The 22,416-nt window shown below is 62.0% G+C and carries 17 protein-coding genes, 1 tRNA gene and 1 pseudogene; 16 read left to right on the top strand and 3 right to left on the bottom strand.

Annotated features, from left to right (window positions below; all coding sequences use genetic code 11):
* Window positions 1-93 precede the first annotated feature (93 nt).
* From thrS to ABEG21_RS10795, 11 genes and pseudogenes are all read left to right on the top strand, one after another.
* A complete protein-coding gene (gene thrS, locus ABEG21_RS10845) occupies window positions 94-2,001 on the top strand; it encodes a threonine--tRNA ligase (RefSeq protein ID WP_347554629.1) in 1,908 nt (635 codons plus the stop codon).
* A gap of 49 nt (window positions 2,002-2,050) precedes the next feature.
* Entirely contained in the window at window positions 2,051-2,572 is a 522-nt protein-coding gene (gene infC / locus ABEG21_RS10840) for a translation initiation factor IF-3 (RefSeq protein WP_347556735.1), read from the top strand.
* Between the two features lie 271 nt (window positions 2,573-2,843).
* A complete protein-coding gene (gene rpmI / locus ABEG21_RS10835; RefSeq protein ID WP_347554628.1) occupies window positions 2,844-3,041 on the top strand; it encodes a 50S ribosomal protein L35 in 198 nt (65 codons plus the stop codon).
* 21 nt (window positions 3,042-3,062) lie between these two features.
* Complete coding sequence (gene rplT / locus ABEG21_RS10830) at window positions 3,063-3,422, top strand: 50S ribosomal protein L20 (RefSeq protein WP_347554627.1); 360 nt, start codon at window positions 3,063-3,065, stop codon at window positions 3,420-3,422.
* Window positions 3,423-3,729: 307 nt separating this feature from the next.
* Window positions 3,730-4,743, top strand: coding sequence for a phenylalanine--tRNA ligase subunit alpha (gene pheS, locus ABEG21_RS10825; RefSeq protein WP_347554626.1), 1,014 nt, complete (start codon window positions 3,730-3,732; stop codon window positions 4,741-4,743).
* A gap of 221 nt (window positions 4,744-4,964) precedes the next feature.
* A complete protein-coding gene (gene pheT, locus ABEG21_RS10820) occupies window positions 4,965-7,397 on the top strand; it encodes a phenylalanine--tRNA ligase subunit beta (RefSeq protein ID WP_347554624.1) in 2,433 nt (810 codons plus the stop codon).
* A gap of 224 nt (window positions 7,398-7,621) precedes the next feature.
* Window positions 7,622-8,035: an integration host factor subunit alpha gene (locus tag ABEG21_RS10815; protein ID WP_347554623.1), complete on the top strand. Its 414-nt coding sequence runs from the start codon at window positions 7,622-7,624 to the stop codon at window positions 8,033-8,035.
* 53 nt (window positions 8,036-8,088) lie between these two features.
* A pseudogene (locus ABEG21_RS10810) lies at window positions 8,089-8,544 on the top strand (MerR family transcriptional regulator); the annotation flags it as partial.
* 258 nt (window positions 8,545-8,802) lie between these two features.
* Window positions 8,803-8,879: transfer RNA gene (locus tag ABEG21_RS10805), tRNA-Pro, on the top strand.
* A 247-nt stretch (window positions 8,880-9,126) separates the two neighbouring features.
* Complete coding sequence (locus ABEG21_RS10800; RefSeq protein WP_347554621.1) at window positions 9,127-9,555, top strand: DUF4354 family protein; 429 nt, start codon at window positions 9,127-9,129, stop codon at window positions 9,553-9,555.
* A 439-nt stretch (window positions 9,556-9,994) separates the two neighbouring features.
* A complete protein-coding gene (locus ABEG21_RS10795) occupies window positions 9,995-11,227 on the top strand; it encodes a flagellar brake protein (RefSeq protein WP_347554620.1) in 1,233 nt (410 codons plus the stop codon).
* A gap of 143 nt (window positions 11,228-11,370) precedes the next feature.
* On the opposite strand, the gene ABEG21_RS10790 is transcribed toward ABEG21_RS10795, so the two are convergent.
* Both ABEG21_RS10790 and ABEG21_RS10785 read right to left on the bottom strand, forming a co-directional pair.
* Window positions 11,371-13,002, bottom strand: coding sequence for a methyl-accepting chemotaxis protein (locus tag ABEG21_RS10790; protein WP_347554619.1), 1,632 nt, complete (start codon window positions 13,000-13,002; stop codon window positions 11,371-11,373).
* Between the two features lie 370 nt (window positions 13,003-13,372).
* Complete coding sequence (locus ABEG21_RS10785; RefSeq protein WP_347554618.1) at window positions 13,373-14,776, bottom strand: FAD-binding oxidoreductase; 1,404 nt, start codon at window positions 14,774-14,776, stop codon at window positions 13,373-13,375.
* A 159-nt stretch (window positions 14,777-14,935) separates the two neighbouring features.
* Here ABEG21_RS10785 and ABEG21_RS10780 point away from each other — a divergent pair, with 159 nt between their 5' ends.
* From ABEG21_RS10780 to ABEG21_RS10765, 4 genes are all read left to right on the top strand, one after another.
* Complete coding sequence (locus ABEG21_RS10780) at window positions 14,936-15,853, top strand: LysR substrate-binding domain-containing protein (protein WP_347554617.1); 918 nt, start codon at window positions 14,936-14,938, stop codon at window positions 15,851-15,853.
* A gap of 74 nt (window positions 15,854-15,927) precedes the next feature.
* Window positions 15,928-17,574 carry an AlkA N-terminal domain-containing protein gene (locus ABEG21_RS10775; RefSeq protein WP_347554616.1) on the top strand — a complete coding sequence of 549 codons (1,647 nt, stop codon included), beginning with the start codon at window positions 15,928-15,930 and terminating at the stop codon, window positions 17,572-17,574.
* Window positions 17,575-17,912: 338 nt separating this feature from the next.
* Window positions 17,913-18,416: a methylated-DNA--[protein]-cysteine S-methyltransferase gene (locus ABEG21_RS10770; RefSeq protein WP_347556734.1), complete on the top strand. Its 504-nt coding sequence runs from the start codon at window positions 17,913-17,915 to the stop codon at window positions 18,414-18,416.
* A gap of 163 nt (window positions 18,417-18,579) precedes the next feature.
* Window positions 18,580-19,206: a glutathione S-transferase family protein gene (locus ABEG21_RS10765; protein ID WP_347554615.1), complete on the top strand. Its 627-nt coding sequence runs from the start codon at window positions 18,580-18,582 to the stop codon at window positions 19,204-19,206.
* Between the two features lie 88 nt (window positions 19,207-19,294).
* Here ABEG21_RS10765 and ABEG21_RS10760 read toward each other — a convergent pair whose 3' ends face one another.
* Window positions 19,295-19,654 carry a RidA family protein gene (locus ABEG21_RS10760; RefSeq protein WP_347554614.1) on the bottom strand — a complete coding sequence of 120 codons (360 nt, stop codon included), beginning with the start codon at window positions 19,652-19,654 and terminating at the stop codon, window positions 19,295-19,297.
* A 267-nt stretch (window positions 19,655-19,921) separates the two neighbouring features.
* On the opposite strand from ABEG21_RS10760, the gene ABEG21_RS10755 reads away from it, so the two are divergent.
* A complete protein-coding gene (locus ABEG21_RS10755) occupies window positions 19,922-22,375 on the top strand; it encodes an ATP-binding protein (protein WP_347554613.1) in 2,454 nt (817 codons plus the stop codon).
* The last annotated feature ends 41 nt before the right edge of the window (window positions 22,376-22,416 follow it).

Genomic DNA, 22,416 nt, shown 5'->3' with positions numbered 1-22,416 from the left:
CAGTGACGTCTGACGGGCGTCGCGCGGAAGGCATCGGCGGCTGCGCAGTATGAATCAATTGATCCGCGCCGAAGGGCGGGATGGGAGAGCAGCATGATTTCGGTACGCTTGCCTGATGGTTCCGTGCGCGAGTATGCGCAACCGGTGACCGTGGCGGAAGTCGCGGCGTCGATCGGTCCTGGCTTGGCCAAGGCCGCGTTGGGCGGCAAGATCGATGGCCAGGAGGTGGATACCTCCGCCCTGATCGATCGCGACGTCGCGTTGGCGATCATCACCGACAAGGACCCGGAAGGCCTCGATATCGTGCGCCACTCTGCCGCGCACTTGCTGGCCTATGCGGTCAAGGATCTGTATCCCGAGGCGCAGGTCACGATCGGCCCGGTCATCGATAACGGCTTCTACTACGACTTCGCCTATTCGCGGCCGTTCACGCCGGAAGATCTGGAAAAGATCGAGAAGCGCATGCAGGAACTGGCCAAGCGTGACGAGCCGGTGTCGCGTCGCGTCGTGTCGCGTGACGAGGCGGTTGCCTATTTCGCCGGCATCGGTGAAAAGTACAAGGCCGAACTGATCGCGGCAATCCCGGGCAACGAGGAAATCAAACTCTATTCGCATGGCGGCTTCACGGATCTGTGTCGTGGCCCGCACGTGCCGAGCACCGGCAAGTTGAAGGTGTTCAAGCTGATGAAGGTGGCCGGCGCTTATTGGCGCGGCGACGCCAACAACGAGCAGCTGCAGCGGATTTACGGTACCGCCTGGACCAAGAAGGAAGACCAGGAAGCCTATCTGCATATGCTCGAAGAAGCGGAAAAGCGCGATCACCGCAAGCTCGGCAAGCAGTTGGACCTGTTCCATCTGCAGGAAGAAGCGCCAGGCATGGTGTTCTGGCACCCGAAGGGCTGGGCGCTTTGGCAGGCCGTCGAACAGTACATGCGCTTGCGGTTGAACGCGTCGGGGTACAGCGAGATTAAGACCCCGATGGTGATGGACAAGTCGCTGTGGGAGCGCTCGGGGCACTGGGACAACTATCGCGAGAATATGTTCGTCACGGAGTCGGAGAAGCGCGAGTACGCGGTCAAGCCGATGAACTGTCCGGGCCATGTGCAGGTGTTCAACCATGGTCTGCGCTCGTATCGCGACCTGCCGCTGCGTTTTGCCGAGTTCGGTTCCTGTCACCGGAACGAGCCGTCGGGGTCCTTGCACGGCCTGATGCGCGTGCGCGGTTTCGTCCAGGACGATGCACACATTTTCTGTACCGAAGATCAGATCAATTCGGAGGCGATCGCCTTCAACGAATTGACGATGCAGATCTACAAGGATTTCGGCTTCAAGGACGTTGCGGTCAAGTTGTCGCTGCGTCCGGAGAAGCGCGCCGGCGACGACGCCCAGTGGGATCGTGCCGAGGAAGGGCTGCGCGAAGCGCTGCGCAAGTGCGGTCTGTCGTGGGAGGAATTGCCGGGTGAGGGCGCCTTCTACGGCCCGAAGATCGAATATCACATCAAGGATGCGATCGGTCGTTCCTGGCAGTGCGGCACGCTGCAGCTCGATTTTGTGCTGCCGGAGCGTCTGGATGCGGAGTACGTGGCCGAGGATAATTCGCGTAAGCGGCCGGTCATGTTGCACCGGGCGATCATCGGTTCATTCGAGCGTTTCCTCGGCATGTTGATCGAAAACCACGCCGGCGCGATGCCCGCCTGGATGGCGCCGGTACAGGTCGTCGTGATGAATATCACTAGCGATCAGGCTGATTATGCGCAAGCTGTTGCCCAAACGTTGCAAAAACAAGGGGTTAGGGCGGAGCTTGATTTGCGCAATGAAAAGATAAGCTATAAAATACGCGAGCATACTATGCAGAAGATTCCTTATCTGCTCGTCGTAGGCGGAAAGGAACGCGAATCGCAAACCGTCGCGGTGCGTGCGCGGGGCAATGTAGATCTGGGCACCATGGCTGTGGACGCTTTTTCGGCCCGGCTTCTGGAAGAAATCCGGACCTACCAATAAGCCTGCGCACCACCGCATCGCATTTTAACGATCATAGGGGAAACCTAACATCGCTACGGAAAAGTCTCATCGTCTGAACGGTGAAATCTTCGCACCTGAAGTGCGTCTGAATGGCGTCGAGAACGAGCCGCTGGGCATCGTGAAACTGGCAGAAGCGATACGGCTCGCCAGCGAAGCCGATGTCGACCTGGTGGAAATCGCGCCGAACGCCGCACCGCCGGTGTGCCGCCTGATGGACTACGGTAAGTTCAAATACCAAGAGTCGAAGAAGGCACACGAGGCGAAGCTCAAGCAGAAGATCGTCGAAGTCAAGGAAGTCAAGTTCCGTCCGGGTACCGATGACGGCGACTACCACGTCAAGTTGCGTAACTTGACGCGCTTCCTCGAGGAAGGTGACAAGGCGAAGATCACGCTGCGTTTCCGCGGTCGCGAAATGGCGCACCAGGAAATTGGCATGCGCATGCTCGAGCGCCTGCGCACGGATCTGGAAGAAGTCGGTCAGGTCGAGCAGATGCCGAAGATGGAAGGTCGCCAGATGGTCATGGTGATCGGCGCCAAGCGAAAGAAGTAAAAGCAGTAAGCGTTACCTGGACGCGGTTGAACGGGTGTGACGTGAAGGGTCGGCGTGCTGGATTTTTTCTGGAGCGCCGCCTATTCGTGAAGCACCGGCGTGCAGGTGACGTGCAGGGCTCCGTCGACGCAGTCAGGTTGCCGGGGGCGGTACGGCGAGGGTGCGTGCAGTGCGCATCGCGCGGTATCGCGAAAACAAGTGAGATCGGGTCAAGCAAGGACGGCGGAAGCCGGACACCTGATCTCATGCCAAAGAGTTGGAGTAGGTTCTCATGCCGAAGATGAAGACGAAGAAAAGCGCCTCCAAGCGCTTTGTCGTGCGTCCGGGCGGTACCGTCAAGCGCGGTCAAGCCTTCAAGCGCCACATCCTGACCAAGAAGACGACGAAGAACAAGCGTCAACTTCGTGGTACCGAAGGTGTCCACGCATCGGACGTCGCGTCCGTGCGCGCGATGATGCCGTACGCTTAACCCTGCAAATAGGAGCATTCCATGCCTAGAGTAAAACGCGGGGTCACAGCGCGGGCCCGTCACAAGAAGATCATTGTCAAGGCCAAGGGTTTCCGCGGCCGTCGCAATAACGTTTATCGTATCGCCAAGCAGGCCGTCATGCGTGCCGGCCAATACGCATACCGCGATCGTCGCAACAAGAAGCGCGTGTTCCGTGCGCTTTGGATTGCACGTATCAATGCGGCATCGCGTGAGCATGGCGTGACGTACAGCGTGTTCATGAACGGTTTGAAGAAGCTGGCTATCGAGCTGGACCGTAAGGTTCTGTCCGACATGGCGATCTTCGACAAGCCGGCATTTGCTGCAATCGTTGCTCGCGTGAAGGAAGTGCAAGCAGCGTAAAGGACAGCGCGTGCCGTGCAGTCCGACGTGCACGCGACGTTCTGCCATCGCTTTCCGGATGGCAAGCGCGGCGGTATCGCGCTGTAGTGCGGGAAAGGGGGCTGGTGGCCCCCTTTTTTGTTGACCTTGCAGGGTGGTGAGTAGGCCCATCAGGCGACGAATATTTCGCCGACGTTATCAGTCCACCGGGAGCGATGGCATGGACGGGTTTCGATACCGCATGCGTCGCGCGGATCGAAGACCGGAATGCACGATCCGGATTGGATGGCCCGCATGGCAATGACGGCGGCGCATCAAAAAGAGATTTATGGACCTGGACCAGATTGTGACGGTCGCGCTGGACGGCTTTGCGCAATGCAATGACGTCGTGGCGCTCGAAAATGAAAAGGCCAAGTATCTCGGCAAGGCGGGACAACTGACCGAGCTGCTCAAGGGCCTGGGCAAGCTTGATCCGGAAGTGCGCAAGCAGGAAGGGGCGCGGATCAATGTCGCGAAACAAGCCATCGAGAATGGCTTGAATGCGCGGCGCCAGGCACTGGCGGATGCCTTGCTGAACCAGCGGCTGACGGCCGAAGCGATCGATGTGACGCTGCCGGGTCGTCGTGCGCAGACCGGTACGTTGCACCCGGTGATGCAGACCCGTGAACGCGTGGAGCGCATCTTCGCGTCGATTGGTTTCGACGTGGCCGATGGTCCGGAAATCGAAAACGATTGGTTCAATTTCTCGGCGCTGAACAGCCCCGAGAATCATCCTGCGCGTTCGATGCAGGATACGTTCTATATCGAGGACAAGGACGAGCAGGGCCGTCCGCTGCTGCTGCGCACGCACACGAGTCCGATGCAGGTGCGTTACGCGCGTACGCATACGCCGCCGATCAAGGTGATCGTGCCGGGTCGGACCTATCGCGTGGACAGCGACGCGACGCACTCGCCGATGTTCAACCAGGTCGAAGGCCTGTGGATCGACGAGAACGTCAGCTTTGCCGACTTGAAGGGCGTCTATACGGACTTCCTGCGCCAGTTCTTCGAACGCGACGATATCGTCGTGCGTTTCCGCCCGTCGTACTTCCCGTTCACGGAACCGTCGGCGGAAATCGATATGAAGTTCGAGCGCGGTGCGAATGCCGGCCGTTGGCTCGAAATCTCCGGCGCGGGGCAGGTGCATCCCACCGTCGTGCGCAATATGGGCCTGGATCCGGAGCGCTTTGTCGGTTTTGCTTTCGGCAGCGGTCTGGAGCGTCTGACGATGCTGCGTTATGGCGTGCAGGATCTGCGGCCGTTCTTCGAAAACGACCTGCGCTTCCTCAAGCAGTTCGCGTAACGCCGGCGGGACGGTGGCATGAGGCGTGGCGCATGCGTGTGCATACACCCGTAGCCATCGACACCGTCCTTCGATAGCTGTCGAACCGATCGGATCGCGCGATGCGCGGCGATGTTCGACGCGAGCTCGGTCCGCGCGAGGCCCGCTTCGACGAACGCCCGAGAGGGCTGCAGTGCATAGCGCGCATCTCGGATCGAGATTGCAACAAGGAAACGAACAAGATGTTATTCCCAGAATCCTGGCTGAGAAAAGTCGTCAACCCGCCTTTGTCGACGGAAGCGCTCGCGCACGCCTTGACGATGTCCGGTATCGAAGTGGAAGGGATGACGCCGGCGGCGGCGCCTTTCACGAAGGTCGTGATCGGACACGTGCTCGAGATCCAGAAGCATCCCGATGCCGATCGCCTGAATGTCTGCCGCGTCGATGTCGGGCAGGGTGAGCCGCTGCAGATCGTGTGCGGCGCGCCGAATGTCGCCGTCGGGATCAAGGTGCCTGCCGCGCTGGTGGGGGCCGAACTGCCGCCCGCCGAAGCCGGTGGCGATCCGTTCAAGATCAAGCTGGGCAAGTTGCGCGGCGTCGAAAGCGCGGGCATGTTGTGCTCGGCGCGCGAGCTGAAGCTGTCCGAGGATCATGGCGGCCTGATGATTCTGGCCGACGACGCGCCGGTTGGCGTGTCGATCCGCGAGTATCTCGATCTCGACGACCAGGTGTTCGAAGTCAAGCTGACGCCGAACAAAGCTGATTGTCTGTCCGTGCACGGTATCGCGCGTGAAGTGGCCGCCATCACCGGCGCGCCGATGCAACGCGAGACGTTCACGCCGGTGGCGGTGACCTTGGACGAATTGCGCAAGGTCACCATCAGCGCGCCGGATCTGTGCGGCCGCTTCTCGGGACGCGTGGTTCGTGGCGTCAATGCACGCGCGAAGACGCCGGACTGGATGGCGCGGCGCCTCGAGCGTTGCGGGCAGCGCAGTGTCTCCGCGCTGGTCGACATCTCGAATTACGTGATGCTCGAACTGGGTCGTCCGACGCACGTCTTCGATCTCGACAAGATTCATGGCGATCTGGATGTCCGTTGGGGCAAGGCCGGCGAGACGTTGAAGCTGTTGAACGGCAACACCGTCACGCTGGACGAAACGGTGGGCGTCATCGCCGACGCGGAATGCGTCGAAAGTCTTGCCGGCATCATGGGCGGCGACAGTACCGCGGTGACGTTGGACACGACGAACATCTATGTGGAAGCCGCCTTCTGGTGGCCGGACAGCGTGCGCGGTCGCGGTCGCCGTTATAACTTCTCGACGGATGCGGCACACCGCTTCGAGCGCGGCGTGGATTACGCGACGACGGTCGAGCATCTCGAGTGGATCACCCGTCTGTTGGTGGACGTGTGTGGCGGCCAGGTCGGTCCGATCGACGACCAGATCGTCAATCTGCCGCAGCGCGCGCCGGTGACGATGCGCGTCTCGCGCGCCGAACGCATCATCGGCATCCCCTTGGACGCCGAGATCGTCAAGGACGTTTTCACGCGGCTGCATTTGTCGTTCACGCAGGACGGCGAGGTGTTCTCCGTCACGCCGCCGTCCTATCGTTTCGATATCGAGATCGAGGAAGATCTGATCGAGGAAGTCGCGCGTATCTACGGTTTCGAGAAGATTCCGTCGCGCGCGCCGATGGCACCGAACCAGATGCGCGGGACCGATGAAACGCATCGTTCGTCGCACGACATCCGGCACCGTACCGCCGCGCGCGATTACGCCGAGACGGTCAGCTTCGGTTTCGTCGATGCGCAGTGGGAGACGGACTTCGCGGCGAACGCCGCACCGATCAAGCTGCTGAACCCGATCGCGAGTCAGTTGTCGGTGATGCGCAGCACGCTGATCGGCAGCCTGGTCGAAGTGTTGAAGCACAACCTGAGCCGCCGCGCGGATCGGGTGCGCGTGTTCGAATTGGGCCGCGTGTTTATCCGTGACGCCGCATTGGCGGCGGGTCCGATGGCGATTGCCGGGATTGCACAGCCGGTGAAGCTGGGCGCGCTGGCGTATGGCGCCGTGGCCGACGAGCAGTGGGGCGAGGCGGCGCGTCAGGTCGATTTCTTCGACGTGAAGGGCGATCTGGAAGCGCTGTTTGCACCGGTGGTACCGCGCTTTGTGTCGGCCGAGCATCCGGCTTTGCATCCGGGGCGCAGCGCCCGCGTGGAAGTGGATGGCAAGGTCGTGGGCTGGATCGGGGAACTGCATCCGAGTTGGCAGCGCAAATATGATTTACCGCGCGCGCCGGTGGTGTTTGAAGTAGACGTATCGGCACTGTCGAATCGGGCGTTGCCAGATCCGTCATCGGTGTCTAAATTCCCGCCTGCGCGACGCGATATTGCCGTTGTCGTGAACCGCGAAGTGGGGGTGCAAGCGCTGCTGGATGCACTGCAGGAAGCGCGTCGCGACCCGGCTTGCCAGATTGTGCAACATATTGCTTTGTTTGATGAATTTCGCCCGAAGGATGGGCAATCCGGTGGCTTGGCAGCGACCGAGAAAAGCCTTGCTTTCAGAATTGGCTTGCAAGATACTGGCGGGACGCTTCAGGAGGGTGCGGCCGATGCGGCCGTGCAGATCCTCGTCGACCGATTGGCGCGAGATTTTGGCGCGCGGCTGCGTGGTTGATGGACGGAGAGTGGCACAGTGCGATGTGACCGACGCGTCTCGTCTGAACGGATTGATCGTAATCCGAGACGCGGCGCGGGGTAGAAGGGACATGGCACGACCGTCATCCCGACGCACATCACCGCGCGGTGCGCAGTGTGCCCGACGTGTTTCCGATCGGATTCTGAGCATCCAACTAGGGAAACGACAACGGCGAGGATGCCTGGTGGCATCCGGTATTTGATATGAATGAAATGGACTCCAGTGAATTCGAGGCTTTGGTGTCGGCCCAGCGCAGCACGCTAGCCCGTGAATCGGCGAGCGGTGTGGGCGCGAATGTGTCCGAGACGCCAACCTTGACGAAGGCCGAATTGGCCGAATTGCTGTTCGATAATGTGGGATTGAACAAGCGTGAAGCGAAGGACATGGTCGAGGCTTTTTTCGACGTGTTGCGCAGCGCGTTGGAAAGCGGGGAGTGTGTGAAGCTGTCGGGGTTCGGCAACTTCCAGTTGCGTGACAAGCCGCAACGCCCTGGCCGGAATCCGAAGACCGGCGAAGCCATTCCCATTGCGGCGCGTCGGGTAGTGACCTTCCATGCGAGCCAGAAGCTGAAAGGTCTGGTTGAAGGTGGAACGTCCAAGACGGCTTTCGTTCGCTGAACGGTGGCGCCATGGATGCCCAGGCTGATCGCCGCTGACCCCTCGCGCTAACCATGGATAAAGCTGCCGCTGTTGCCCTACCGCTTCCGCCGATTCCGGCGAAACGCTATTTCACGATAGGCGAAGTCAGTGAGCTATGTGGCGTGAAGCCACATGTCCTGCGGTATTGGGAGCAGGAGTTCACGCAGCTCAAGCCGGTCAAGCGTCGCGGCAATCGCCGCTATTATCAGCATCACGAAGTATTGCTTATCCGCCGCATTCGGGACTTGCTCTATGAGCAGGGCTTCACGATCAACGGGGCGCGCAATAGGCTGTCGGGCGGCGCGCACGCGCATGACGAGGAAGACGATCTCGATGTCGTACAGGCATGGCCCGAAGGCGGCGTTGCAAAGGCGCTTGGCGGCGGCGTAGATGAGGGCGGGGCATCGTCCTCTGGCGCGCAGGGTGGGGCGGCGGTCGATCTGGACCGCTTACGTAGCGACATTGTCGAAGTGCGTGACGCGCTGCGCGCCGCCGCCGAGCAGGTTGCCGCGAAGGCCGCCGCGAAGTCGGCAGGTCGCCAAGGCACGAAATTAGCAGCGAGCGGGGCAGCAAGCGCGGTCACGAATGTACCGTCATCGCCCGAGACCGGCGACGCCGCGCAAGAGCTCGAATTCGACTTTGGCAACGACGCGACGCCGATGCATTCGCCGGAACAAGAAACTTGATGATTTGTTGACGCGTGGCGCTTGTTCGAATGGAACGGAGTGGTTATAATTGCGTTCTTTCGGGGCGTAGCGCAGCCTGGTAGCGTACCTGCATGGGGTGCAGGTGGTCGGAGGTTCAAATCCTCTCGCCCCGACCAAGAGAATTCGAAGCCTTACAGATTAACGTCTGTAGGGCTTTTTCTTTTTCTTTTTGTGTTTGCGGCCCCCCCCCCCGTCCGTTTGCATGTCTGTAGCGTGCGATAGGGGCGTATCGGCAATGCTGCGCCGCCTTCGCTTGCCGCATTGCTTCTGCGGCTTCCGTATCTGTTGAATAAGAATCGGCGCCTACCATCGGTCTGGCAAAGCTGCTAAGGTCTTCCGTGAAGTAATCAATAAGGAATCCGAATGAAACCACGCGCCGCGATAACAAGCTGTTTACTTGTCATGACCCCGCTCTCCGCCTGGGCCAATGAGCCGGATCTCGATCTTGTGGTCGTGTACTCGCAGCCTGACGCGCAGAGCGCGAAGATGACCGGCACGACGGCACGCTATACCAAGCAATTCCGCATCGGCCTGGCCTATCTTTCCGAAGAAAAGCTCGATCTGAGCAAGCTCTGTTTGTCGGCCTATTCTCCCGACGGCAAGCGCTTCCCGCTCGCCGCTATCGATGCGAAACTGACAGAAGGCCATTTGAGGACGCCCGATGTTGTCAAAGGCCGGGCCTCTTTCGATGCGGACGACCCGTCGGTCTACTCTGCGGTCATCGTCAAAGCGGCGAAATGTGGTGCCGTTGCGGAAAATCATTCCGATAGCGTCACGCCGAAGCATGAGTGAAAAGCAACGCTCCAGACAGCGCTTCCCACTCGCAATTAGGCGGGATAGACTGCGTCCCGCAGAACGTCTCCGCGCTGTGCCGGTCCCGCCGACACATACAGCTAAACTGCTGTTAAAAAACGCTTTATTAGAAGAAATTGTCACGCGGAAGAAACAGACGTTCGTTTACATATCTGCTACGATTACAACGCATTCCTTACTTGGCAAACGTCGTTATTGACTAGTCTTTCTGCACCGGTCAAGGCGGTATAAAAAGCGTTTCCAGGGACGTTGCCGCGGGTGTCGGTGACGAGGACAAGCGAAAGACCGGAGCAATCCGGAGAGGGCCGGTCGCGCGCCCGCCGCACCATGCCGAAGACAGTCGAATCGATGTCGACGGCATGACGTAGGCGCCGGTGTCACCGTCCGCCAACGCGAGATTTCATAGAGAGTATCGGCTGTGAAGGTACCGACCGGCTTACCGTCCTCGAACGGCGACCACGAAAAAGTAGTGAGTCTGATGCGGCGCGAGGAACCGACGCTCATCGGCCAAAAATCCGCCGGGAAATCCTTGCCGAATTTCGCAGGCGCTCCACGCTCAAGGACGCCTGCTCCGGCAGCTCCGGCATCGCCCGCACCGGCAGCGCCCGAGCGTCGCCCGGCGGCACCGGCCTGGCCCACGGCCGCGCCGGCCATGGCCATGCCGACGCGGGACGCGGACGCCGATCCGTTCGAAGGACTCGATGCCGCCGATGACGCGGTCTTGCTCGATATCGAGACCTCCGACTTCGACGTCAAGCCCGGCCCGCTCAATCCGGAAGATGTGCCGATCGGTCGCCCCCTTGCATGGCGCATCTGCGATGTCGGGGGAGCATTGCTGCTGGATGCCGGTGCGATCCTGCCCAGCGAGCGCGATCGGGATTTCCTGTTCGAACAATTCGAGCCGCATTGCGATTACGGTTCCGGCGTGTTCCCGATGGGCGGCGAGCGCGGCGACGAGGGCGCGGCTGGGACAGGCGCGATCAAGTTGCTCGATATGGGCCTGAAGATCGGTTCCCGCCTGGGCGTGCGCAGCCGGCTAAATGGCGTGGAGGCCGCTTGCGGTAGCCGCGTGATCGGCATGGCACCGAACGAGGCGATCTTCATCACGCCGCCGGCATCGAGCACCGGCCGTCTCGCGATCGAGGCGCGCGATACCGTGCAGGTGGTCGCCGTATCGGCACGCGCGGTCTATCTCTTTATCTGCGACGTCGAACACGTCAGTCATTCGCCGACGCCGTATGTGATCCTGTCCAAGCCACGCAGCATCCGTCGCGTGCGCGAACGCCGCGCCGAGCGGATCAAGACGCGCTTCCCGGTGATCTTCGCGCGCAAGTCCGCGCCGATCCCGGCCATGAAGGTACTGGAGCGCGGCATGGGCATCGCCAACGACATCAGCGAGCTTGGCATGGCCCTATCGACCCAGCACCCGATCGGCGGGGCAGGCGAACGCATCATCGTGCGCTTCTATCTCGATATGCATGCGTCCACGGTCTGCGTCGAGGCCGAAAGCACGATCCGGAATGTGAAGGTCGCCGACGGCAGTAGCGATGATGGCGTTGGTTTCGAATACGGTCTGGAGTTCGAGGACCTGCCGATGGAAGCCAAGCTCGCGCTGCATAACTTCGTATTGAGCCATCGCAGCATGGGATAAAGCCGCGCGCCACATCGCGACAGCGTTGATGGCGTTTGCCTGCTGTTTTTACGGCGAGTGAAACCGAAAACGCCAACGCGGCGTAGCGCCCTTTGAATGGGCCCTGCGCCGCGTTGGCGTTTTGCTATGTCTTTACCGCGGCTTTACGCGGTCATCGGCTGCCAGGCCGGCGTGGCGCCCGACATCTCTGCCTTATCCGATGATGCGCTCATGGACGCACTCATGGACCCTGCGCCGGCCTCGGTGCGGAACACTGCAACGGCAAGGCTCAACTCGTCGGCCTGACGGGCCAGCGATTGGGCTGCCGCCGCAGCCTGCTCCACCAAGGCCGCGTTCTGCTGCGTCACCTCGTCCATCTGCACGACCGCCCGGTTCACCTGCTCGATGCCGTTGCTTTGCTCGCTGGAGGCGGCGGAGATTTCGCCCATGATGTCGGTGACGCGCCGCACCGCGTTGGACATCTGACCCATCGTCGATTGCGCCTGCGTGACTTGATCGACGCCATCACCGATCCCGGAAACAGTCTTTTCGATCAGTTCCTTGATTTCACGGGCCGAGGCCGCGCTGCGTTGCGCGAGCGTCCGGACTTCCCCCGCCACCACGGCGAAGCCACGGCCTTGCTCGCCGGCGCGGGCGGCTTCCACCGCGGCGTTCAGGGCCAGGATATTGGTCTGGAACGCGATGCTGTCGATGATGCCGACGATATCGGCGACTTTCTTCGATTGACCGTCGACGGTCTGCATCGTCGATGCCACGCCGCTGACCACGGTCGCCCCTTCGTTGGCAATGCGCGCAGCGCCTTCCGCCAGTTGGCTGGCCTGACGTGCATTGTCGCTATTGTGGCGAACCGTGGACGTCAGCTGCTCCATGCTGGCGGCCGTTTCCTGCAAGGACGCGGCTTGCTCTTCCGTGCGTTGCGACAAGTCCGCATTGCCTTGCGCCAATTCGGCGCTGGCAACGGTGATATGCGAGGCGGCAGTTTTGACGCGACCGACGATCTGGCTGATCTGCACCACGGCGGCTTCGAGCGAGCGCATCATGGCGGCCACTTCATCGCGGCCCTGCGCCTTGATCGGATAGGTGAGGTCGCCTTGCGCGATTGCATCGGCACAGGCGGCGGCTTCGCCGAGCGGACGGATGATCGATCGCGAGATGGTCATCGCCACCGCTGCCACGATCACCAGTGCCGCCACGGCGATGATCGCCAGCAGCAAGCGGATATTGCGATACAAGGCGGCGTTCTGTTCGACGGAAGCATGCACCTCTTTGGCTTCCAGGGTGCTCAATTCGTCCAACGATTGATAGTAGTTGGACTGCGGTTCGACGAGCTCGCGCAGGCGGCTGGCGAGCAGATCGCGATCGCCGGAGTTCAAGCCGCTGATGGCATTGTTCAGCGCGACCTTGTACGCGTCGTTGACGGTGTTGATCTTGGCCAGCGCGGTTTTTTCGTCGCTCGCGATCGACAGCTTGGTGATCTGGGCCATCGTCTTCCGATTGTTCTCGCGCAGCGGGATCAGCTTCACCAGCGCGTCGCCGACATTGTCGGTCGAGGGAACGAGTGCCGTATCGGATACCAGCTTCCCAACGGTCAATGAGCCGTACTTGATGTCGCTGATCGCCTGCATCAACGCGACGCGCTGGTTCACCAGCGCTTCCGTGGACGCGTTCATCCGAGCCATGCCGATAAAGGCCAGAATCAGGACGGCAAGCATCGCGATCAGCGCGGTGCCGAATCCGACCGAAAGCCTTCCGCCGATTCGCAAATTCGTAAGCATTGTTACTCTTCCCCCGTTGGACGTAGATCAAGCAAAATCGCCTCGCACGATCGTAGACAGCGATGCGGGCGCCAGACCGCGGAGCGGCATCTTGAATTACGGTTTACGACGGGTGAAGTCGAATCTTGACGAGGCAGATTCAGGCCAAGCACGAACATCGCGCGCCTGCGGTCAGGTTGCCAGACGAATCAGTTGCGCAGCGGTATTTTTTTGGTATACAAATCGTTCTCGTTTTCAGCGGCTTACGTCGGAAATTACGTAATACGAAAAGAGGCGGTATGGACCGAGGCGGCGTGCGCAAAGACCTATGCGGCAAATTGACGCATGGCCCCGTGCGGCGCGGCCAGACCGCATCGCACGCGGCCGCGAACTACAGCATCTTGCCCGGATTGAGCAGGTGGTTCGGATCGAAAGCCTGCTTGATGCGCAGCATCAATTCCATCTCGATCGGCGATTTGTACGATTTAAGCGCCTCGCGACGGAGCTGCCCCACGCCGTGTTCGGCGCTGATGCTGCCGCCATGCTCGGCCACCAGGTCGTGCACGATGCGATTCATGGCGACCACATTGCGGTCATAGCTGTCGTCGTCGATCGCTTTGTCCACCAGGACGTTGTAATGCAGATTGCCGTCGCCGATGTGGCCGAAATTGGCCAAGCGCCCATGCGGGAACTGGCGTGCAATGGCGGCGTCCGCGGTCTCGATGAAAGCGGCGAGCCGTGACACCGGCAAGGCGACGTCGTGCTTGATCGCCTTGCCCGCATGCACCTGCGCGTCCGAGATGCGCTCGCGGATTTGCCAGAATGCCGCGCGTTGCGCCTCATTGCGCGCCATCACCGCATCGCTGGCGAGGCCGCTCTCCAACGCGTCATCGACCGCGCTCTCGAGGACAGTGCCCATGGCATCCGAATCGGTATCCGACAGTTCGATCAGCAGATGGTAGGGGTGCGGGCCGATCGGCAGCACGGTGTCGCCGTGATGTTCGACGACCAGATCGATGCAGGCGTGGGACATCATCTCGAAGGCATTCAGCCGCTCACCGCAGCGCGCGCGCAATGCGGTGAGCAGCGTCACCGCGTTCTGCGGCGATTGCACGCCGAGCCATGCGGTGGTGCGTCCACGCTGCGCCGGGAATAATTTCAGGACAACGCCGGTGATGATGCCGAGCGTGCCTTCGGAGCCGATAAACAGCTCGCGCAGACCGTAGCCGGTGTTGTCCTTGCGCAGCCCGCGCAGGCCGTCCCATAGTCGGCCGTCGGGCAGAACCACTTCGATGCCGAGCACCAGATCGCGTGTATTGCCGTAGCGTAGTACGGCGGTGCCGCCGGCATTGGTCGCCAGATTGCCGCCGATCGTGCATCGATCCTCGGCACCCAAGCTCAACGGGAATAAGCGATCCGCTTCCTGTGCCGCAGTTTGAATGGCCGTCAGAATCACGCCGGCATCGGCCGTCAGCGTGTTGTTGATCGGGTCGATATGCCGGATCCGATTCATCCGCGACAGGCTCAGCAACACCTGCTCGCCACTGGCGTCCGGCGTGGCGCCACCGCTCATGCCGGTATTGCCGCCCTGCGGCACGATGGGCGTCCGCGTCGCGTGGCAGATACGAACGATGTCAGCGACTTCGGCGGGGGTAGCGGGCTGCACGATCACCGCGGCGGCACCGTGCCATTTGCCGAGCCAGTCCGTCAAATAGCCTTCGCGCTGGGCGGCGTCTGTGACGAGGCCGGCATCGCCGACGATCGCATGCAGACGCTCGATAAGTCGTCGATTCATCTTGAAATAGTGCGTGGCGCCGGGGCAGCGCCAGTGCGACCGAGTATAAGGGCACGATTTTCCGACCCCCTCATGCTTGTTCGTGCGACTGACTTAACATCCGGTTATGCGCGGTTTTCTGCTATCGTCGGGCACCCACTCATGCGAACGATATGCGCGATGGCATTGAATTTAAGACAAATCGAAGTGTTCCGGGCGGTAATGACGACCGGTTCGATCAGTGCCGCGGCACGGGTGTTATGCGTCTCGCAACCGGCTGTGAGCCGCTTGCTGTCCTATACCGAGTCGCGGTTGGGCTTCCCGCTCTTCCAGCGGATCAAGGGACGTCTGTATCCCACTCCCGAGGCGCGTGAGCTGTTTCGTCGGGTGGACGACGTGTATCAGGGCGTTCAACGCGTCAACGAATGTGCGCAGGAACTGGCCGAGTTGCGGCACGGCATCGTGCACGTGGTGGCGAGCCCCAGCATCAGTCACCAGATCGTGCCGCATGCCATTACCCGTTTCCGCGAGCAGCACCCCGACGTGAAGGTGACGCTGCGCGGGCAGAATTACGGCGCCCTCGTCGATAGCCTGGTCTCGCATGAAGCGGAACTGGGCATTACGATCATGCCCGTCGCGCATCCCAATTTGACCGTGACGCCGCTGCGGCAGGGGCGCATCGTCTGCATCGTGCCGTATGGACATCCCTTGGGCCATCGGGCGCGTCTGCAGATCGCGGACCTGCGACAGTATCCGTTGATCGGTTATGCGCCCGGGACACCATTCGGGCGGCTTGTCGAGACCATGTACGAGCAGGCCGACGAGCCGTTGCGCGTGGCTGTGGAAGTGCCGTCGCCGCAAAACGCCTGTTCGATTGTCGCCGCCGGTGCCGGCGTCGCGCTAGTCGACGAGTTTTCCGTGAAAAGCCGCACCGCCGGCGAGTTCGTCGTGCGTCCCATCGACGAGGGTGCGGAGCTGACGGTCAGCCTCGTTCATTCCAGTTTCGAGCCCTTGTCCTTGCTGGCGCGCGCTTTTGCCGACCGCGTCACCGAGGTGCTGGAGGGGCAGGGCTTCGAGCAAGCGGGCGAGTCGGCGTGAGCGCCGCCATGGCCCGATGTCCTGATGTCTGAAAACGGCGAGTTTACGCTCTGCCGATGCGCTAGAGTGTCGGGATGGAACTCGACCCCGCCACCTGCTATGCCAGTTTGCTCGCCAAGGACCGCCGCTTCGACGGCTGGTTCTACGTCGGCGTGTCGTCCACGGGAATCTATTGCCGCCCGGTCTGCGCGGTGCGGGCGCCGCAACAGCGCAATTGCCATTTTTTCAACACCGCGGCGGCGGCCGAACATGCCGGCTTTCGGCCCTGCCTGCGATGCCGTCCGGAGCTGGCGCCGGCACGTCGTGCGTTGTCCGAGTCATCGGGGACCGACGCTTTTCTGACCTCGCATATCCCGGATGCGGCCGCGGCGCTGATCGCCGAAGGGTTTCTGAATCAGCACGACGTGGATGCGCTGGCGGGCCGGATGGGGGTGACGCCACGGCATCTGCTGCGCCTGTTTCAGGCCAGCTACGGCGTATCGATCGTCGCGTTCGCGCAGACGCAGCGTCTGTTGCTGGCCAAACGGCTGCTGACCGATACGGCCTTGCCGGTGACGGCGATCGCCCATGCCGCCGGTTTTGGCAGCGTGCGTCGGTTCAACGATCTGTTTCAGCAGCGCTACGGACTCAGCCCGGGGCGCTTGCGCAAGCATGCGCCGGACGACGCGAACGGGGCTCCCTCGGCGGGCGGGCGTGCGGCAAGGGCCGAGGCGGCACCGCCGCTCGTGCTGCCGTTGGTCTATCGGCCGCCCTACGCATGGGACCATGTGCTGGCTTTTCTGCGGCGCCGCGTGATTGCCGGGGTCGAGTTCGCCGATGACGACAGTTACGCACGCGTGTTGTCCTGGCCGGTTCCGACAGGGACCGCGATGGCGGCGCAACAAGGCGTGGCGGAGGCGGAGACGCCCCCGGGACGCGTCGCGATGCGCGACGGTTGGTTCCGGGTAACGCATGCGCCGCGCAACAATGCGATCGTCGTGCAGATATCGGCTTCGTTGACGCCGGTATTGGCGCAGGTGTTGCCCTGTATTCGACGCCTGTTCGATCTCGATGCGCAGCCGGATCGGATCGATGCCCATCTAGGTAGTCTGGCGGACGGATTGCGTGGCATCCGCGTACCCGGCGCGGTCGATGGTTTCGAGATGGGCGTGCGGGCGGTGCTGGGGCAGCAGGTCAGCGTAACGCAATGCGTGGCCAAGTTGGGCCGCTTTGCCGCGACGTTCGGGCGCCCCCTTGCCGACGATCCCTATCGGCCGACCGCATTGACCCGAACCTTTCCCGATGCGGCGGCATTCGACGACGCACTGCGAAACCTGTCGCTCGATGCGATAGCGGACCGGCTCTGTCCCATCGGCATGACGCGGATGCGGGCGCGGGCGATCGTCGGTCTGGCGCAGGCGCTGAGCGAGGGTCGGGTGACGCTGCGCCCGCTGGCCGTGAGTGGCGCGACCTTGGACGATACGCTGGCCGCGTTGCAGGCCTTGCCGGGCATCGGGGCGTGGACGGCGCAGTATCTGGCCATGCGGGTGTTGGGCTGGCCCAATGCTTGGCCGGAAGCGGACGGCGTCCTGCTGAAACAGACCGGCTGCACGTCGGCGACGGCGCTGCGTGCGCACGCGGCGCGATGGGAGCCGTGGCGTGCCTACGCGGTGATGCACCTGTGGCGTCTGGCGGGTGATGGCGTCGCCGATAAGGGCGCCGTTCGGCAGACGCAGACATAGACGTAGACGTAGACGATGCCGACAACGCGAACGATGCGGGCAAGCGGCATCCAAGCAGCAAGCCCGATGAATCGCTGGAGAAGACAATGAAACGATACGACGCACAGGACGCCCCCGCGACGACCCCGACGAAGCGTTCTGCGGCGCCTTCCCGACGCACGCAGAGCGGTCACGCGGCGCTCGCGGGACCGGCGGGACAAATGGACCACATCGATCATGCCGGCCATACCGTCGCCGGTCAAAAAATGACGGTGCAGGCGGATGCGTCACCGCTCCGCGCGGCCCAACCGGAAGTGAAACGCCGCTCGGCGCATGCCCCGGATAGCCGCCCGGGTTTTCTGCTCCCCAGTCCTCTGGGCGATATCGTGCTGCGGGGCGACGATCGCCATCTGAGCGGGCTCTGGTTCGCCGGACAGAAGCATTTCCCGACCCAGCTCGCGGTGCTGTCGCCCGAGCAGGACGGGACGCAACTTCCGGAGGCGGTACGGCAGGGGCACGACGAAATCGTTGCCTACTTTTCCGGGAAACTGAAGGCGTTCCGCGTGCCGCTGACCTTGTCCGGAACGCCGTTTCAACAGCAAGTGTGGGCGATGTTGCTGGATATCCCGTTCGGCAAGCAAGTCAGCTATGGCAGTCTGGCGAATGCGGCGGGTCTGCCGCCTGGCGGCTCGCGGGCCATCGGCAACGCCGTGGGGCGCAATCCGATATCGGTCATCGTGCCATGCCATCGCGTCATCGGCGCCAGCGGCACCTTGACCGGTTATGCCGGCGGTCTGGAGCGCAAGCAGCATCTGCTGACGCTGGAGGGCGGCGTTGCAGGCCATCGCGGTTTGTTCTATTAAGCGGCCGGCGCTCACATGCCCGTGAATTTATCTCAATAGGCAAGCGTCATCCGCTGCGTTACGCTGGCAGTCCCGTGCGCCGGACGTGGTCGGAACCAGGTGAGATGCCGTCACACCGTCGAGCGTTTCGCGCGCGCATGGTCACCGAGAGCGAAGGAGCGAGATGAAGCTGATTGGCATGTTGGATTCGCCGTACGTACGCCGCGTGGCGATATCGCTGCACGAATGGGGAATGGCCTTCGAACACGACGCGTTGTCGGTGTTCCGCCATTACGACGATTTCAAGCGCGTTAATCCAATCGTCAAGGCACCAACGCTGGTGCTCGACGACGGACAATGGCTGATCGATTCCACGTTGATCATCGCGTATCTGGAAGACCTGGCCGCGGCGCGTGGTTTGCGCAGTCTGATGCCGCGCGGTCCGGCGGCGCGTATTCAGGCGCTTCGCGTGATCGGGTTGAGCCTTGCCGCCAGCGAGAAGACGATGCAGATCGTCTACGAAAGGCATCTGCGTCCGGAAGAAAAACAGCATGCGCCGTGGGTCGCACGCGTGACCGAGCAGTTACAGGCCGCTTACCGGACCCTGGAGACGGCCGTCAGCGCGCAGGCCCTCGATAGCGGCGACACGCTCACGCAGGACGGCATCACCGCTGCGGTGGTGTTCCGTTTCACGCAGCATATGCTTGGCGATACCGTGCCGGGCTTCCGCCTGGAAGACTATCCGACGCTCGGCGCCTATTCGCGCATCGTCGAGCAACGTGCCAGTTTCGTGCAGACGCCACTGGACTGAGGCAGCGACGGCGGGATGCAAGGTCCCGCCGTATCGCGACCGGTGCCGACGACTCGCTCGCACACGCGGTCGCGAATCCGGGGCCGGTTTAGTCGGCCGCCAATCCCGTGACGGTGATTTCGACCAGGATATCCGGGAGCGCCAGCTTCGACTCGACGCAGGCGCGGGTCGGACCGCAACCGGGCGCAACCCAGGCGTCCCACACTTCATTCATCGCGGCAAAGTCACGGTCGATATCACGAAGCCAGATCTGCGAGCTAAGCAGGCGGGTCTTGTCGATGCCGGCTTGTGCCAGGAAACCGTCGATCTTCGCCAGGACTTGGGCGGTCTGGCCTTTCACGTCCTGCGAACGGTCGTTGGCTGTCTGACCGCCGACGAATACCAGGCCTGCGGCCTTGACCACGCGGCTGCTGCGCTGCGCGGTTTCAATGCGAACGATTTCGCTCATTTCTATCTTCCCAAGAGTTCTCGAATTGCCGGCGAGCATGCACCGGCCTCGCCAGTCGCCGCATGCGACGCGCAATGCGTGTGCATGGAGCGTGAGGGCGGATTGTAAAGCACCGTCGGCGCGCGGACCGAAATCGGCGATCGCTGTCGGTTGTTGTTAAGGCGGCAAGTCGCCCTTACCGTCCATGACATGTCACGTACCGGACATATTGCGTCTCGATAATCGGTCCGTCCACACCGACGACATAATAAGGGATGCAATCCTGCCATGACGATTCGACACCGTATCACGCTACTGGGCATTTTGATGTTCGTCGCGCTATCGGCCATCGGAGGCTATGCGGCCTTTCGTTCGCAGCACAGCGCTGCTGCCGTGCGCGAGGTGACGCAGGGTGTGGTGCCCAGCGCCTTGGCCTCGTCCGATCTCGTCGCGCAGTTGAAAGACGTGCAACTGGCGACGATGACTTTGGTTTACGCCACCGATCCCGAGTTGATCAAGCAGGCGGAGGCGCAACTGAAGACGGCCCAGGCTGCCGTGCAGACGCAACTGGCGCTGCAACAGCGCGGCGCCCATACGCAGGCGCAAAAGGGGTTGGTCACGCAAGCCAATGAGAGCGTGGCGAATTACTACGCCGCCATCAACGACACCGTGAAGATGAAGGCGGCAGGTAAGGATGCGCTCGCGCAAGCCTATCTGTTTGCCAATGTCGCTGAATATCAAACCGAGCTCGAAGGCATCGTCAATACCTTGCGTATCGAGAAGAACCGGGACAAGGATCAGGCGATCGACACCTTGAACGGCAGCCTGGCGACGACTGTTACGGCGATCTCGGCGGTGACCTTGTTCGCGGTGCTGCTGTTGACGACGATCGGCATCGTGCTGTATCGCCAGATCGCCGGCCCGCTGGGCAAGATGCAGAAGATGATGAGCGAGATCGCGAGCAGTCAGGACTTCACGCGTCGGCTACCGGTCGAACGCATGGACGAGGTCGGACACTCGATGGTCGCGTTCAATGGCATGATCGAACGCATCCAGCAAGGCGCGGCGCAGTTGAAGCAAAAAAATGCCGACATCCAGGCGATGCTGCAGAACATGCAGCAGGGCATCCTGACGGTGGTCCCGCGCGCGGGCGATGCGGATGGCCACCATGGCCATCCCGTGGTCCATCCGGAGTACTCCGCCCATCTCGAATCGATTTTCGAGACGCAGCACGTGGCGGGTCGCGACGTGATGGAATTGGTGTTCTCGGACACGTCTCTGGGTGCCGATACGCTGTCGCAGGTGGACGCCGCGATGGGCGCCTGTCTCGGCGAGGATATGCTGAACTTCGCATTCAACCAGGACCTCTTGGTGCGAGAAGTCGAGAAGCGCATGCCGGACGGGCGGGTGAAGATCCTCGACTTGAGCTGGTCCGCGATCACCAACGAAGAGGACGTGATCCTGCGGCTGATGCTCTGCATTCGCGATGTAACGGAGTTGCGCGAACTCGCCGCCGAAGCGAGCGAGCAGAAACATCGTCTCGAAATCATCGGCGAAATCCTCGCGGTCAGCCAGGAAAAATTCGATCACTTCCTCGACAGTGCGAATACCTTCGTGCGCGAGAACGAACGCATCATCCGCGAAACCTCGCATGCCGACAGCGATGCCATTGCCGAGCTGTTCCGCAATATGCACACGGTGAAGGGCAATGCGCGGACCTACAATCTTCAGCATCTGACGAACGTCGTACACGAGACCGAGCAAACCTACGATGCGCTGCGTCGCTCGGAGGCGGAAGTCCGCTCGCAGTGGGATCAGGACGCCTTGATGTTCGAGCTGAGCCGCGTACGCGAAGCGCTGGAACGCTATGAGTCGATCAGCGCGACGAGCCTGGGCCGCAAGTCCGGTGTTGTCGATGCGAGCGGTGTGCGCAGCGATGACGCGGAATGGATTGCGCAGAGCCTGCGCCTGCTCGATCAGACCGATGTCGGCGATCATGCCGCCGCCCTGGCGATGCGCGATGCCGTGCGCCATCGTCTGAGCCTGGTGTCCACGCGTTCCTTCAACGATGCGCTGTCTGGCGTGTTTGGTTCCTTGCCGTCGCTGGCGCGGGAGCTGGGCAAGGCGCCGCCGGCCGTGCTGGTCGACGATAAGGCCTACCGTCTGCGCGACGAGGGCATCGACGTCTTGAAAAACGTGTTCATGCATCTGCTGCGTAACAGCATGGATCACGGTATTGAAACCGCCGAAGAACGGCAGGCGCTCGGTAAGGCGATCAACGGCGTGATCGAGCTCGCCGTGGCGGCCGAAGGCGAGACGGTGCAACTGACGCTGAGCGATGACGGTCGCGGGCTCGCCCTGGGCCGGATTCGCGAGAAAGCGGTGGAAAAGGGCTGGCTCGACGCTACCGACGTCATCGACGACGAAGACATCGCGCATCTGATCTTCCGCGCCGGATTTTCGACGGCGACGACGGTCAGCGAGGTGTCGGGGCGCGGTGTCGGGATGGACGCCGTGCGCGACTTCGTTGCGCGACATGAAGGCACGATCGCGTTGCGCTTCACCGATTCTCACGTCGGCGCCGCGTTTCGCGCATTCGAGACGGTGATCCGTCTGCCGCGTCGCTTCGTCGTCGATGCCTTGCCTATTCAGACAATGGCGGCCGAGGCCTCGAACATCGCCTCTGCGCCGGCCGCGAGACCGATGTCGCGCGCTGCCGATAACGAAGAAGCACTGGCATAAAGCGCCGACGTCGCACGCCATTGATCGGCGCCGACGATCGG

This window comes from Robbsia sp. KACC 23696, from assembly GCF_039852015.1.
Lineage (GTDB): Bacteria > Pseudomonadota > Gammaproteobacteria > Burkholderiales > Burkholderiaceae > Robbsia.
Note: the sequence above shows the minus strand (reverse complement) of the source record. Positions and strands in the feature narration are given on the sequence as shown.

What these genes read in the sequence shown, in the direction of transcription:
- thrS (WP_347554629.1), top strand. Translation starts at nt 94, where the DNA reads ATGATTTCGGTACGCTTGCCTGATGGTTCCGTGCGCGAGTATGCGCAA.
- rpmI (WP_347554628.1), top strand. Translation starts at nt 2,844, where the DNA reads ATGCCGAAGATGAAGACGAAGAAAAGCGCCTCCAAGCGCTTTGTCGTG.
- rplT (WP_347554627.1), top strand. Translation starts at nt 3,063, where the DNA reads ATGCCTAGAGTAAAACGCGGGGTCACAGCGCGGGCCCGTCACAAGAAG.
- pheS (WP_347554626.1), top strand. Translation starts at nt 3,730, where the DNA reads ATGGACCTGGACCAGATTGTGACGGTCGCGCTGGACGGCTTTGCGCAA.
- pheT (WP_347554624.1), top strand. Translation starts at nt 4,965, where the DNA reads ATGTTATTCCCAGAATCCTGGCTGAGAAAAGTCGTCAACCCGCCTTTG.
- ABEG21_RS10815 (WP_347554623.1), top strand. Translation starts at nt 7,622, where the DNA reads ATGAATGAAATGGACTCCAGTGAATTCGAGGCTTTGGTGTCGGCCCAG.
- ABEG21_RS10800 (WP_347554621.1), top strand. Translation starts at nt 9,127, where the DNA reads ATGAAACCACGCGCCGCGATAACAAGCTGTTTACTTGTCATGACCCCG.
- ABEG21_RS10790 (WP_347554619.1), bottom strand. Translation starts at nt 13,002, where the DNA reads ATGCTTACGAATTTGCGAATCGGCGGAAGGCTTTCGGTCGGATTCGGC.
- ABEG21_RS10785 (WP_347554618.1), bottom strand. Translation starts at nt 14,776, where the DNA reads ATGAATCGACGACTTATCGAGCGTCTGCATGCGATCGTCGGCGATGCC.
- ABEG21_RS10780 (WP_347554617.1), top strand. Translation starts at nt 14,936, where the DNA reads ATGGCATTGAATTTAAGACAAATCGAAGTGTTCCGGGCGGTAATGACG.
- ABEG21_RS10775 (WP_347554616.1), top strand. Translation starts at nt 15,928, where the DNA reads ATGGAACTCGACCCCGCCACCTGCTATGCCAGTTTGCTCGCCAAGGAC.
- ABEG21_RS10765 (WP_347554615.1), top strand. Translation starts at nt 18,580, where the DNA reads ATGAAGCTGATTGGCATGTTGGATTCGCCGTACGTACGCCGCGTGGCG.
- ABEG21_RS10760 (WP_347554614.1), bottom strand. Translation starts at nt 19,654, where the DNA reads ATGAGCGAAATCGTTCGCATTGAAACCGCGCAGCGCAGCAGCCGCGTG.
- ABEG21_RS10755 (WP_347554613.1), top strand. Translation starts at nt 19,922, where the DNA reads ATGACGATTCGACACCGTATCACGCTACTGGGCATTTTGATGTTCGTC.